The organism is Herbaspirillum sp. NPDC101397 (genome assembly GCF_044767325.1).
Lineage (GTDB): Bacteria > Pseudomonadota > Gammaproteobacteria > Burkholderiales > Burkholderiaceae_D > Herbaspirillum.
Window position 1 is genome coordinate 615,428 of record NZ_JBIWNS010000002.1, and the last position, 12,810, is coordinate 628,237.

Sequence of the window (12,810 nt, forward strand, 5' to 3'; positions counted from 1 at the left end):
ATGGCGTTACAGAAACAACAGATAAAGCTGCAATAAAACTTATAAAGCCGCGTACCAACTGAGTACCTGCCTGACCGCCTCATCAGCCGTCATGTCGGAAGTATCCAGTAAATGCGCACCCTCCGCCGGCTTGAGCGGCGCCGACGCACGATTCATATCGCGCGCATCGCGTTCCCGCAAGTCCTTGGAGAGGTCTTCCATATTAGCAGGAAAACCCTTGTCAATCAATTGCTTATAGCGTCTTTGCGCCCTCGCCTCGACGCTGGCGGTCAAAAAGACCTTCAACGGTGCATGCGGGAAGATCACCGTGCCCATGTCGCGACCATCCGCGACCAGGCCTGGTGCTTTGCGAAAACTGAGTTGCAGGCCGTACAACGCATGACGCACCGTTGCCAAAACAGCAATCTTCGAGGCTGTATTTCCCACTTCTTCCGCCCGGATGGCCTGGGAAACGTCTTCGTTGGCAAGGAAAATATGGCCGCCGTCGAAATGGCAGTTAAGATGCTCGGCGCTCTTGGCCAGGCCGTGTTCGTCATTCATTTCGACGCCGCGGCGGATCGCCGACAGTGCCGTCAGGCGGTACAAGGCGCCTGAGTCGAGATAGTGAAAGCCCAGTTGCTGAGCCACTCGTTGCGCCACCGTACCCTTGCCCGATGCAGTCGGGCCGTCAATGGCGATGACGGGAATATTTGCCGTGTTCATGGGAATCCCCGCTTGTTGGTTAAGTCTGGATAAGTCAAATCAATGTCTGTTCGGCAATGTGCTGGAACACCCGGAAATAATCCGGAAAAGTCTTGGCCACGCATTTCGGATCATTGATGCGCACCTGCGTCCCGCGACGCGCAGCGCCATCCAGCGATGCCAGCGAGAAACACATCGCCATGCGATGGTCGTCGTAGGTGTCTATGGTGGCCGGCGTCAGTTGTTGCGGCGGCGTCACGCTCAGGTAATCCTCCCCCTCTTCCACAGTCGCACCGAGCTTGCGCAACTCGGTCGCCATCGCGGCCAGGCGGTCGGTTTCCTTGACGCGCCAGCTGGCGACATTGCGCAGCACGCTGGTGCCGTCGGCATACAAAGCCGCCACCGCGATGGTCATGGCGGCATCGGGAATGTGGTTGAAATCGGTGTCAATGGCCTTGAGCACCCCATTCGACGCCGCCTCGATCCAGTTGTCGCCCATGGTGATGGTCACGCCCATCTGGCGCAGCGCTTCTACAAAGCGCACGTCGCCCTGTATGCTGTCCTTGCCGACGCCTTCCACGCGGATCGGACCGCCGGCGATAGCGCCGGCCGCCAGGAAATACGAGGCCGACGAAGCGTCACCTTCGACGTGAATGACGTCCGGGCCTTGATAATGCTGACCGGCTGCGATCGTGAAGGACTGCCAGCCGTCGCGCTGGACGTCCACACCGAAGCGGCGCATCAGGTTCAGCGTGATCTCGATGTAAGGCTTGGAAATCAGCTCGCCGATCACCTCGATGGTCATCGGCTCATCCTTGGCCATCAACGGCGCCGCCATCAGCAAGGCCGTCAGGAACTGACTGGAGACATTGCCGCGCACTTTCATGCGATGCGCATTGAGCATGCCGCGACGGATATGCAGCGGCGGATAGCCGGGATTGCCGGTGTACTCGATGCGCATGCCGACGTCGTTGAGTGCATCGACCAGATCACCGATCGGCCGTTCGTGCATGCGCGGCACGCCATGCAGTGTGTAATCGCCGCCGATCACTGCCAGCGCAGCCGTCAACGGACGGATCGCGGTGCCGGCGTTGCCCATGAACAGATCGGCCTGGTGCACCGGCAATGTGCCGTCGACACCGTGCACGATGTAATCCTGGGTGCCTTCGACCTGCTCCCATTTGACGCCGAGTTGCTGCAAGGCCATCAGCATCACGAGCGTGTCGTCGGAGGCCAGCAAGTCCATGATCTTGGTGGTGCCGCGCGACAACGCCGCCAGCAGCAGGATGCGGTTGGAGATGCTTTTGGAGCCGGGCAGTTTGACCGTGCCCTGGACATGCGCCACGGGATTGAGGTCGATATGGCGAGGATAGGAAGCTGGCTTCATCGGGAATAGTTGTCGTGATGGTTCTGTGGGTAGTTCAGCGGCTTGTTCCGAAAATCCGGTGGACAGACGTACTCAGTCGCCGCCCTCTTTGCTCTGCCGCTCGGCGGTTTCGATCGCGGCAGTCCAATTGTGACGCGCCTGCTGGGCATTGGCGTAAATTTTTTCCAGGCCGTCGCTGTCGCGCTCGACCAGCATCTTGCGCATGCGGATCAGTTGCACCAGATACGCATCCAGCTCATGCAGCAAGGCGGCGCGATTGGCCAGCGAAATATCGCGCCACATTTCAGGCGACGAACCGGCAATGCGCGTGAAGTCGCGGAAACCGCTGGCAGCGTACTGAAACAGGATGGGCGCATGCGGTTTGGTAGCGATGTCATCCACCAGCGCGTAGGCCAGCAGGTGTGGCAAGTGGCTGACCGAAGCGAACACCGCGTCATGCTCTTGCGGGCTGAGGCGATGGATGGTCGCGCCACAGGCTTGCCAGGCTTGCGCCACGCGTTCGACGTCTTGTTCGATATTTTCATCGAGCGCCGTGATGACGGTCTTCTTGCCGACGTACAAATCGGCCAACGCTGCATCAGGGCCGTTTTGCTCGCGCCCGGCAATCGGATGGCCGGGCACGAATTGCCCGATCTTGTCGCCCAGCGCAGCGCGCGCCGCCGCCACCACATCAGCCTTGGTGCTGCCGGCATCCGTCACTACGGTGCCTGACCGCAAATGCGGCTCGATGCTCGCCAGGATTGCACCGGTCTGCGCCACCGGCGCCGCCAGCAGGATCAGATCCGCATCCTTCACCGCATCGGCAACCGAGGTGCAGGCCTCGTCAATGATGCCCAGTTCTTTCGCACGCAACAGCGATGCCTCGCTGCGGCCGACGCCAACCACATGCGCGACCGCACCGGCTTTTTTCAGCGCCAGGGCAAACGAACCGCCGATCAGGCCGACGCCGAAAACAACAATTTTCTTCACTGTGTGCCGCCTCAACCCAGGATGGTTTTCAGCGCGGCGATGAAGGCTGCGTTTTCTTCCGGCAGGCCGACGGTGATGCGCAACCATTGCGGCAAACCGTAGTTGCCGACCGGACGCACGATGATGCCCTGCTTGAGCAGCGCCAGATTGACGCGCGCGCCGGCGCCGTCATCGTCACCGACCTTGACCAGCACGAAATTGCCGTAAGACGGCACATAGGTCAGGCCGAGTTCATCGAAGGCCTGGACCAATTGCTTGTAACCCTGCGCGTTGACCTCGGCGCTTTTTTGCAGGAAAGCCTTGTCGGTGAGCGCGGCAACCGCAGCGGCCTGCGCCAGCGAATTGACATTGAACGGCTGACGAATGCGGTTGAGCAGATCGGTCACGCCCGGCTGCCCGATCGCGAAACCGACGCGCAGGCCGGCCAGGCCATAGGCTTTGGACATGGTGCGCGAGACAATCAGATTCGGGAAAGTGCGCACCCATTCGGTCGATTCGTATTGCAGGTCAGCCGACAGATATTCGTTATAAGCCTCGTCGATGACCACCACCACGTGCTGCGGCACGGCCTTGAGGAATGCCTCCAGCTCGGCCGCCGGCAGAAAGGTGCCGGTGGGGTTGTTCGGGTTGGCGATGAACACCAGGCGCGTATCGTCGGCAATCGCCGCCGCCATGGCTTGCAGGTCATGGCCGAAGTTCTTGGCCTTGACTTCGATGGCGCGCGCGCCGACCGCTTGCGTCGCCAGGGCGTAGACCAGGAAGCCGTATTGCGCATACACCACCGATTGCTTCGGCTGCACGAAAGCGTGCGCCGCCAGTTCGAGGATGTCGTTGCTGCCGTTGCCCAGCGTGACCCAGTCCTGCGGCACGCCGTACTTGGCGCTGATCGCGGCTTTCAGGTCGAAACCGTTGGCGTCCGGATAGCGGCCGATGTCGGCCACGGCCTGCTGCATCGCCAGCCGTGCCGACTCCGGCATGCCAAGCGGATTTTCATTGGACGCCAGCTTGATGATCTTGCTCTCGTCGAGCCCGAATTCGCGGGCGACTTCAGCGATCGGTTTGCCTGCCTGGTAAGGCGCCAGCGCGCGCACGTATTCCGGACCAAATGGTGTGGACATGATGAACCTTCGAATGATTTATACGGTAAAGGGGTAAGAACCGAGCAGCTTGAAGAACGCGGCGTTCTCCTTGAGCTCAGCCAGCGCCTTGGCGACTTTTTCGTCCTGCTCGTGACCTTCGAGGTCGACGTAGAAATAATATTCCCACGCGCCCATGCGCGCCGGGCGCGATTCAAAACGCGTCATCGATACGCCATGCTTCGCCAACGGCGCCAACAGGTTGTAGACCGCGCCGGCCTTGTTCGGCACGGACAGCACGATGGAAGTCTGATCACGACCGGACGGCGCCGTCTGCAGGCGGCCGATGACGGCGAAACGCGTGCGGTTGTGCGGGTCATCCTGGATGTGCGCATTGACGGTTTGCAGGTTGTATTTCTGCCCGGCGATTTCACCGGCGATCGCGGCCACGCTAGTATCTTCACCGGCCATGCGCGCCGCTTCGGCGTTGGACGCCACGGCCTGGCGCTCGACGCCGGGATAATTCTGGTTGAGCCATGCGTTGCATTGCGCCAGCGCCTGCGAATGCGCGCAAATGCGCGTCACGCCTTGCATGCCGCCCGCTTTGGTCATCAGGCTGTGGTGCACCGGGATCGAAATCTCGCCGCTGATGCGCAGCGTGGTTTGCAACAGCAGATCGAGAGTGCGGTTGATCACGCCTTCGGATGAATTCTCGATGGGCACCACGCCGAAATCGGCGGTGCCGGCTTCCGCATCGCGAAACACTTCGTCAATCGATACGCACGGCAGACCTTCGACGGCGTGGCCGAACTGCTGGTACACGGCTTGTTCGCTGAAGGTGCCTTCGGGACCGAGATAGGCCACCACGACGCGCTTCTCCAGCGCACGACAAGCCGACATGACTTCACGGAAAATGGTCTGGATATCGGTACCCAGCAGCGGCCCCGGATTGCGCTCGGCGGCCTTGCGCAGCACTTGCGCTTCGCGCTCGGGACGGAATACCGGCGCATTGGTCTCGGCCTTGACGTGCCCGACTTCCTGCGCGACGCGTGCGCGCTGGTTCAGCAAATCAAGGATTTGCGCGTCGATGGCGTCAATCTTCTGACGCAAGGGCAAGAGTTTGTCTTCACTCATTGTTGTGGTCTTTCTTGTTCAATCCGTTCCGGCCGCCAGCAAATAAATGCAGTCAGCCCAACCCTCAGAGACCGGCTGGCAAAACGCCGGTGGCAAGGCGCGCCGATGCAGACAGTACGCTAGTACGGCAAGGAGGTGCAACGCCGCCAGCGGTGTTTTTGCAGTCGCTCTCAGCCGCGTGTACGTTCGAAGTGGCGGAGGTACTCCACCAATGCTTCAACGCCTTCTATCGGCATCGCGTTGTAGATCGATGCGCGCATGCCGCCGACCGACTTGTGGCCTTTCAGCTGCAGCAGGCCGCGCTCTTTGGCGCCGGCCAGGAATGTCTCGTTCAATGTTTCGTCATGCAGGAAAAATGGCGCGTTCATGCGTGAACGACAGTCTTTCGCAATCCGTGTTGTATAAAACTCGGTGCTGTCGAGGTAGTCATACAGCAGGTCGGCCTTGGCGATATTGCGGCGCTCCATTTCGGCCACGCCACCTTGGCGCTTAAGCCACTGGAACACCAGGCCGGCGATGTAGATGGCATAGGTCGGCGGCGTGTTGTACATCGAGTCGTTGTCGGCGACGATTTTCCAGTCGAAGGCCGAGGGACAGATCGGCAAGGCGTGGCCGAGCAGGTCTTCGCGCACGATGACGATGGTCAGGCCGGCCGGGCCGATGTTCTTTTGCGCGCCACCGTAGATGACACCGTATTTGGACACATCGACCGCGCGCGACAGGATGTGCGACGACATGTCGGCCACGATGGGCGCATTGTCGGTGTCGGCTGCGACGTCGGGCGTGAACTGGTATTCGACGCCATCGATGGTTTCGTTGGTGCACAGATGCACGTAGGCGGCGTTGCGGGAGAGCTTCCAGGTGTCGCGCGCCGGGATGCGGGCGAATTTTTCAGCTTCGGACGAGGCGGCGACGTTGACTTCGCAATAGCGCCGCGCTTCCTTGATCGACTTGGTCGACCACGAGCCGGTGTTGACGTAGTCCGCCACGCCCGCGCCTTTGCCGCGCAGACCGGCGAGGTTCATCGGGATGATGGCGTTCTCGGCGATGGCGCCGCCTTGCAGGAACAGGATCTTGTAGTTGGCCGGCACCGCGAACAGCTCGCGCATGTCGCGCAAGGCCGTCTCGATGATCGACATGTATTCCTTGCCGCGATGACTCATTTCCATCACGGACATGCCGCTGCCGTGCCAGTCCAGCATTTCGTCGGCAGCTTGCTGCAATACTTCTTTCGGTAGTACGGCCGGACCGGCGGAAAAATTGTAGACCATGATCTAGGTAAAAAATAAAGAAAAGACGAAGCAACGATACAAGAACAAGGCCAGGAAGGACAGCAACAGACGACCGAACAAACAAACGCAACAGGATGAAAATGACCGGCCATCAGCCGGTCATTTTCTGTTCAACCCGAATTATTCGGCAGTGGCGTCGCCTTCACCGGCGACGGCATCACCGTTGCCTTCGGCATCACCTTCAACCTTGTCTTCCTCGGCGTCGGATTCCACCACGCGTTGCAGGCCGCTCAGCTTGGTGCCGTCTTCCACGGCAATCAGCGTCACGCCTTGCGTCGCCCGGCCCATTTCGCGGATTTCCGCGACGCGGGTGCGGATCAGCACGCCGCCGGTGGTGATCAGCATGATTTCATCGCTAGCCTCCACCAATGTTGCCGCAACCACCTTGCCGTTGCGTTCGCTGGTCTGGATCGCGATCATGCCCTTGGTGCCGCGGCCGTGGCGCGTGTACTCGGTGATCGGGGTACGTTTGCCGAAGCCGTTTTCAGTGGCCGTCAGGACCGACTGCTGTTCGTTTTCAGCGACCAGCAGCGCAATGACTTGCTGACCTTCTTCCAGGTTCATGCCGCGGACGCCGCGGGCGGTGCGGCCCATCGGACGCACGTCGTTTTCGTCGAAACGCACGGCCTTGCCGGAATCAGAGAACAGCATGACATCGTGCTGACCGTCGGTCAGCGCAGCACCGATCAGGAAGTCGCCCTCATCGAGGTCGACCGCGATGATGCCGGCCTTGCGCGGATTGCTGAAGTCGGACAACGGTGTCTTCTTGACGGTGCCAAGGCTGGTCGACATGAAGACGTACCGGTCTTCCGGGAAGACGCGGTTTTCGCCCGACAACGGCAGGACCACGGTGATCTTTTCGCCATCCTGCAGCGGGAACATGTTGACGATAGGCTTGCCGCGCGAATTGCGCGAACCCTGCGGCACTTCCCATACCTTCAGCCAATACAGGCGGCCGCGGTTGGAGAAGCACAGGATGTAGTCGTGCGTGTTGGCGATGAACAGTTGGTCGATCCAGTCGTCGTCCTTGGTCGCCATGGCTTGCTTGCCGCGGCCGCCGCGTTTTTGCGCACGATATTCGGAAACCGGCTGCGACTTCATGTAACCCGAGTGCGACAGCGTCACGACCAGGTCTTGCGGCGTGATCAGGTCTTCGGTGCCGAGATCAGTGGCGTTATGCTCGATGGTCGAACGACGCTCGTCCTTGACGCCGATGCCGAAGTCGTTCTTCGCAGCCGTCAGTTCGTCGGTGATGATGGCGGTCACGCGCGCCGGCTTGGACAGGATGTCCAGCAGGTCGGCGATCTGCTCCATCACTTCCTTGTACTCATTGACGATCTTGTCTTGTTCCAGACCGGTCAGGCGTTGCAGACGCATTTGCAGGATTTCCTGCGCCTGGTCGTCGGACAGCTTGTACAGGCCGTCGGTCTGGATGCCGTAATGCGCCGGCAGGTTTTCCGGACGGAAGGCTTCGATGCCGCTGCTGTTTTCCGCACCGGTGCGGGACAACATTTCGCGCACCATGGACGAATCCCAGGCGCGCGCCATCAGTTCGGATTTCGCGATCGGCGGCGTCGGGGCCGCACGGATGATCGCGATGAAGTCGTCGATATTGGCCAGCGCAACCGCCAGACCTTCCAGCACGTGGCCGCGTTCGCGGGCCTTGCGCAGTTCGAAGATCGTGCGGCGCGTCACCACTTCGCGGCGATGCGACAGGAAGCATTCCAGCATCTGCTTCAGGTTCAGCAGTTTCGGCTGGCGGTCGACCAGCGCCACCATGTTCATGCCGAAGGTATCCTGCAACTGAGTCTGCTTGTACAGATTGTTGAGCACCACTTCAGGCACTTCACCACGCTTGAGTTCGATCACCACGCGCATGCCCGACTTGTCGGACTCGTCGCGCAGGTCGGAGATGCCTTCCAGCTTCTTGTCGCGCACCAGCTCGGCGATACGTTCAAGCAAGGCCTTCTTGTTGACCTGGTACGGCAGCTCGTCGACGATGATCGCCGTGCGGCCTTCGCGACCGAATTCTTCAAAATGGGTCTTGGCGCGCATCACCACGCGGCCGCGGCCGGTACGGTAACCATCGCGCACGCCGGACACGCCGTAGATGATGCCGCCGGTCGGAAAATCAGGCGCCGGGATCAGTTCGATCAGTTCGTCAATCGTGCAGTCGGCATTCGACAGCACGTGCAGTGCGCCGTTGATGACTTCGGTGATGTTGTGCGGAGGAATGTTGGTGGCCATACCCACCGCGATGCCGGACGAACCGTTGATCAGCAGGTTGGGGATGCGAGTCGGCAGCACCGACGGCTCTTTTTCCTTGCCGTCGTAGTTGGGGTCGAAATCGACGGTTTCCTTCTCGATGTCGGCCAGCAATTCGTTGGCGATCTTATCCAGGCGGCACTCGGTATAACGCATCGCCGCGGCGCCGTCGCCGTCGATCGAGCCGAAATTGCCCTGGCCGTCCACCAGCATGTAGCGCAGCGAAAAGTCCTGCGCCATGCGCACCAGCGTGTCGTAAATCGACGCGTCGCCGTGCGGGTGGTACTTACCCATGACTTCACCGACCACGCGCGCACACTTCACGAACGGGCGGTTCCAGACGTTGTTCATTTCATGCATCGCAAACAGCACGCGGCGGTGTACCGGCTTGAGGCCGTCACGCACGTCCGGCAGAGCACGTCCGACGATCACGCTCATGGCGTAATCGAGGTAGCTCTTGCGCATCTCTTCTTCAAGGGAAATGGGGATGGTTTCTTTAGCGAATTGATCCATTGGCGAGTCGAGAGGTATTGATTTGAGTGGTTAAATCAGGCCCGAAACCTGTTCATTGCGGGCAGCGACTACAAACGAAGCATTCTAGCACGCCGCGCCTTTGCAGGACCGGTTTTAGCTCCCCGGCAATATGCATCGGCAAGCACAAACAAATACGGGCAAACGCGCCAATTGTGATTAAAATGCGAGCCTTCCGAAGAAAATGAGGCATCACGGAAATCGCGGCATGCACCGCGTTTCCACCAGGCAAACCGCGATGTTGCAGGCTGCCCCGTCGATGTCATCGCAACCAGCTAACTAATATGTCTTATAAATTTTCCGGTCTGCTTTGTCTGTTGCTGGGCATCGCCCTTTCCGCTCACGCCCAGAGCGCCCCTGATGTCGCAGCAACGCCGACGGCAGCCTACGGCCAGGATAACCAGGGCAGCGTCGCACGTAGCCAATATGGCCTGTGCTGGCGCACCGGCTATTGGACACCCGCGGACTCCCTCAGCGGCTGCGACGGCGAACTGGCGCCGCCCATCGCCAATCCCATCGCGCCCGCCCTGGTGAGCAATCCGGCCGCAATCACCACGAATGCCTTGGCATCCGTCAGCAGCAGCACTTGCGACTTCAGCGTCACGCTAAGCGACAGTCAGACATTCGGCTCCGGCAAGACGGTGCTGAACAAAGCGGCGCAGCAGCGCATCCAGGAACAAATTGTCGACCGACTGCCGGTTTGCGGTGGAATCGACGCAATTGTTGTCACCGGCCACGCCGACCGGCTTGGCTCCCGGAAACATAATGAAGAAATCGCCGTCAAACGAGCAGAAGCCGTTGCCGCATTTCTGAAGAGCAAGAATGTTGTCGCACCGATTCAAATCGTCGGCGCCGGTAGCAATGAACCCATCGCGCAGTGCGGACAAAACCTTCCCGCCAAGAAATTGGCAGGCTGCCTATCACCCGATCGCCGTGTGGTTATTCGCGTGCAAGGGCATGAAAAATAAGGTTTTTTAGCCAAAATTTGGCTTTTTTGGCAACGGAGTGCAGCACTTTGCGAAGGTAAACGTCTTGTTACCAAAAAACAACAGAGTGCTAAAAACGTTGATTGGACTATTTGGCAACGTTCGCTGATTGCACCAGCCTGTGGCAGAATGGCGGCTAAGTTCATTGCACGCCCTCCTGCAAAGTGGGGCATGTAACGACCTGAACACATGATATTATTCGTTTTTTTGATGTCGTAATTTTGTAGCGCAGTTTATCTGCGGATATCTCACCCGAGAGGAGAAACATGAACAAATTAGCAAAACTCGTCTTCGCTGCTGCGTCCGCAGCCATCGCTCTGTCTGCGACCGCACAGGAAATCAAGGACATCAAGGTCCGTCCAAACAGCCTGTACCTGCAAGACAGCCGTGACGTCGTTACCCGCAGCGGCTTCGGTCTGTGCTGGCAAACAGCGTTTGTCAACGGCCCATGCGAAGAAGCTCCTGCTCAAGCTGCTGCTCCAGCCGCTGCCCCAGCTGCTCCAGCTGCCGCTGCAGCAGCCGCTCCGACATCGGAAAAAGTTACTTACGCTGCTGACGCATTCTTTGACTTCGACAAGGCAGTTCTGAAGCCAGCCGGCAAGTCCAAACTGGACGAACTGGTTGCAAACCTGAACGGTCTGAACCTGGAAGTCATCATCGCTGTCGGCCACACTGACTCCGTCGGTTCCGTTGCCTACAACCAAAAACTGTCCGTCCGCCGCGCTGAATCGGTTAAGGCCTACTTGGTTTCCAAGGGTGTTGAAGCTAACCGCGTCTACACTGAAGGCAAGGGCAAATCGCAACCAGTCGCTGACAACAAGTCCGCAGCTGGCCGCGCCAAGAACCGCCGCGTTGAAATCGAAGTCGTTGGTACACGTAACAAGTAATACCAACAGTCGATTTTCAATCGAAAAAAACCCCGCTTCGGCGGGGTTTTTTTATGGAAATTTGCTTTGCAGCGAACAGCATCAAGCGGGTTCGGCTATCATTCAGCCTATGAATGCCGATCCTCAAGAACTGCAAAAATTTAGCGATCTCGCCCATCGTTGGTGGGACCCCACATCCGAATTTCGTCCTTTGCACGAAATCAATCCGCTCCGGCTGGAATGGATCAACGCCCGCGCCGCACTATCCGGCAAGAGCGTGGTCGATGTCGGCTGCGGCGGCGGCATCCTGGCCGAATCGATGGCGCGCAAAGGCGCCAGGGTAACCGGCATCGATCTTTCCGAAAAAGCGCTCAAGGTCGCCGACCTGCATGGCATGGAGTCCGGCGTCCAGGTTCGCTACGAAAAGATCGCCGCAGAAGACCTGGCGGCGCGTGAACCAGGCCAATTCGACGTCGTCACCTGCATGGAAATGCTGGAACACGTCCCTGACCCCGCCTCCATCGTGCACGCCTGCACAGCAATGGTGAAACCGGGTGGCCACGTGTTCTTTTCCACACTGAATCGCAATCCCAAGGCTTACCTGTTCGCCATCATCGGCGCCGAGTATTTATTGCGCATGCTGCCCCGAGGCACGCACGATTACGCCAAGTTCATCACGCCGGCCGAACTGGCGCGCTTCATCCGCGAAGCCGGCCTGGAACTCGATGGATTCAAGGGACTGTCCTACAATCCACTGACCAAGCTGTACTCGATCAACCAGGACACCAGCGTCAATTACATGGTGGCGTGCCGCAAGCCGCTGGCCTGATCACATACTCAATACGCAATAGCCGGCGACGTCCCGCAGCGGATATCGCCGGCAAATCGCAGCAGCTTCCGCTGTTGCCCCAACCGTCTTCACCGTAACGACCATGCCATTGAAAACACCCCGCGCCATCCTGTTCGACCTCGACGGCACGCTCGCCGACACGGCTCCCGACCTGGCCGAAGCCGTCAACCAGTTGCGCGCCGAACGCGGCCTGGAACCGACACCGTATGAACAATTGCGTCCGGTGGCATCCGCCGGCGCGCGTGGCCTGATCGGCGCAGCCTTCGGCGTCAAGCCTGACGACGCTGAATATGAGGACCTGCGCGTACGCTTCCTCAACAATTACGAAGCAAAGCTGGTCGTCAAAAGCAAACTCTTCGACGGCGTCGCCGCTCTGCTCACGCAATTGGAAGCGCGCGGACTCGCCTGGGGCATCGTCACCAACAAGGCATCACGCTTTACCGACCCGCTGGTGCCGCAAATCGGCCTGGGCCATGCGGGATGCGTGGTCTCCGGTGACACCACACCGCACACCAAACCCCATCCGGCGCCGCTGTATGAAGCGGCAAGCCGGTTGCAACTGAACCCGGCCGACTGCTGGTACGTCGGCGACGACCTGCGCGACATCCAGGCCGGACGTGCCGCCGGCATGCCCACCATCGCGGCCGCCTGGGGCTATTGTGGCCATGTGGAACCCGAATCATGGGAAGCCGACGTCTTGCTGCACGATCCGCTGCAGTTGCTGGAACTGATCAAAACGCAATAACCGTTACCGTCGTTGCCGTAGTTGAGTT

Annotated in this window: 11 protein-coding genes; 4 read left to right on the forward strand and 7 right to left on the reverse strand. The window is 59.7% G+C overall.

Annotated features, from left to right (window positions below):
• Positions 1-39: 39 nt before the first annotated feature.
• The 7 genes from cmk to gyrA all read right to left on the reverse strand — a co-directional run bounded on the left by cmk (position 40) and on the right by gyrA (position 9,317).
• Positions 40-702: a (d)CMP kinase gene (cmk, locus tag ACIROW_RS07550; RefSeq protein WP_402273660.1), complete on the reverse strand. Its 663-nt coding sequence runs from the start codon at positions 700-702 to the stop codon at positions 40-42.
• A gap of 34 nt (positions 703-736) precedes the next feature.
• The gene (gene aroA, locus ACIROW_RS07555) at positions 737-2,068 is read right to left on the reverse strand and encodes a 3-phosphoshikimate 1-carboxyvinyltransferase (RefSeq protein ID WP_402273662.1); all 1,332 of its coding nucleotides are present in this window, start codon (positions 2,066-2,068) and stop codon (positions 737-739) included.
• 72 nt (positions 2,069-2,140) lie between these two features.
• Positions 2,141-3,037 (reverse strand): prephenate dehydrogenase, encoded by an 897-nt coding sequence (locus tag ACIROW_RS07560; protein WP_402273664.1) that lies wholly within the window; start codon positions 3,035-3,037, stop codon positions 2,141-2,143.
• A gap of 11 nt (positions 3,038-3,048) precedes the next feature.
• Complete coding sequence (hisC, locus tag ACIROW_RS07565) at positions 3,049-4,155, reverse strand: histidinol-phosphate transaminase (protein WP_402273666.1); 1,107 nt, start codon at positions 4,153-4,155, stop codon at positions 3,049-3,051.
• Between the two features lie 18 nt (positions 4,156-4,173).
• On the reverse strand, positions 4,174-5,247 hold the full coding sequence (gene pheA / locus ACIROW_RS07570; RefSeq protein WP_402273668.1) for a prephenate dehydratase: 1,074 nt from the start codon (positions 5,245-5,247) through the stop codon (positions 4,174-4,176).
• 170 nt (positions 5,248-5,417) lie between these two features.
• The gene (serC, locus tag ACIROW_RS07575) at positions 5,418-6,518 is read right to left on the reverse strand and encodes a 3-phosphoserine/phosphohydroxythreonine transaminase (protein WP_402273670.1); all 1,101 of its coding nucleotides are present in this window, start codon (positions 6,516-6,518) and stop codon (positions 5,418-5,420) included.
• Between the two features lie 141 nt (positions 6,519-6,659).
• Positions 6,660-9,317 carry a DNA gyrase subunit A gene (gene gyrA, locus ACIROW_RS07580; RefSeq protein WP_402273672.1) on the reverse strand — a complete coding sequence of 886 codons (2,658 nt, stop codon included), beginning with the start codon at positions 9,315-9,317 and terminating at the stop codon, positions 6,660-6,662.
• A gap of 302 nt (positions 9,318-9,619) precedes the next feature.
• On the opposite strand from gyrA, the gene ACIROW_RS07585 reads away from it, so the two are divergent.
• The 4 genes from ACIROW_RS07585 to ACIROW_RS07600 all read left to right on the forward strand — a co-directional run bounded on the left by ACIROW_RS07585 (position 9,620) and on the right by ACIROW_RS07600 (position 12,782).
• Positions 9,620-10,303 carry an OmpA family protein gene (locus tag ACIROW_RS07585; protein WP_402273674.1) on the forward strand — a complete coding sequence of 228 codons (684 nt, stop codon included), beginning with the start codon at positions 9,620-9,622 and terminating at the stop codon, positions 10,301-10,303.
• A 284-nt stretch (positions 10,304-10,587) separates the two neighbouring features.
• Positions 10,588-11,208 carry an outer membrane protein OmpA gene (gene ompA, locus ACIROW_RS07590; protein WP_116433778.1) on the forward strand — a complete coding sequence of 207 codons (621 nt, stop codon included), beginning with the start codon at positions 10,588-10,590 and terminating at the stop codon, positions 11,206-11,208.
• A 109-nt stretch (positions 11,209-11,317) separates the two neighbouring features.
• On the forward strand, positions 11,318-12,016 hold the full coding sequence (gene ubiG, locus ACIROW_RS07595) for a bifunctional 2-polyprenyl-6-hydroxyphenol methylase/3-demethylubiquinol 3-O-methyltransferase UbiG (RefSeq protein WP_402273676.1): 699 nt from the start codon (positions 11,318-11,320) through the stop codon (positions 12,014-12,016).
• A gap of 103 nt (positions 12,017-12,119) precedes the next feature.
• Positions 12,120-12,782: an HAD family hydrolase gene (locus tag ACIROW_RS07600; RefSeq protein ID WP_402273678.1), complete on the forward strand. Its 663-nt coding sequence runs from the start codon at positions 12,120-12,122 to the stop codon at positions 12,780-12,782.
• The last annotated feature ends 28 nt before the right edge of the window (positions 12,783-12,810 follow it).

Excerpts from the sequence above, each read along its gene's own strand:
- aroA (WP_402273662.1), bottom strand. The coding sequence starts at position 2,068 with ATGAAGCCAGCTTCCTATCCTCGCCATATCGACCTCAATCCCGTGGCG.
- serC (WP_402273670.1), bottom strand. The coding sequence starts at position 6,518 with ATGGTCTACAATTTTTCCGCCGGTCCGGCCGTACTACCGAAAGAAGTA.
- ompA (WP_116433778.1), top strand. The coding sequence starts at position 10,588 with ATGAACAAATTAGCAAAACTCGTCTTCGCTGCTGCGTCCGCAGCCATC.
- hisC (WP_402273666.1), bottom strand. The coding sequence starts at position 4,155 with ATGTCCACACCATTTGGTCCGGAATACGTGCGCGCGCTGGCGCCTTAC.
- ACIROW_RS07585 (WP_402273674.1), top strand. The coding sequence starts at position 9,620 with ATGTCTTATAAATTTTCCGGTCTGCTTTGTCTGTTGCTGGGCATCGCC.
- ubiG (WP_402273676.1), top strand. The coding sequence starts at position 11,318 with ATGAATGCCGATCCTCAAGAACTGCAAAAATTTAGCGATCTCGCCCAT.
- pheA (WP_402273668.1), bottom strand. The coding sequence starts at position 5,247 with ATGAGTGAAGACAAACTCTTGCCCTTGCGTCAGAAGATTGACGCCATC.
- ACIROW_RS07600 (WP_402273678.1), top strand. The coding sequence starts at position 12,120 with ATGCCATTGAAAACACCCCGCGCCATCCTGTTCGACCTCGACGGCACG.
- cmk (WP_402273660.1), bottom strand. The coding sequence starts at position 702 with ATGAACACGGCAAATATTCCCGTCATCGCCATTGACGGCCCGACTGCA.
- gyrA (WP_402273672.1), bottom strand. The coding sequence starts at position 9,317 with ATGGATCAATTCGCTAAAGAAACCATCCCCATTTCCCTTGAAGAAGAG.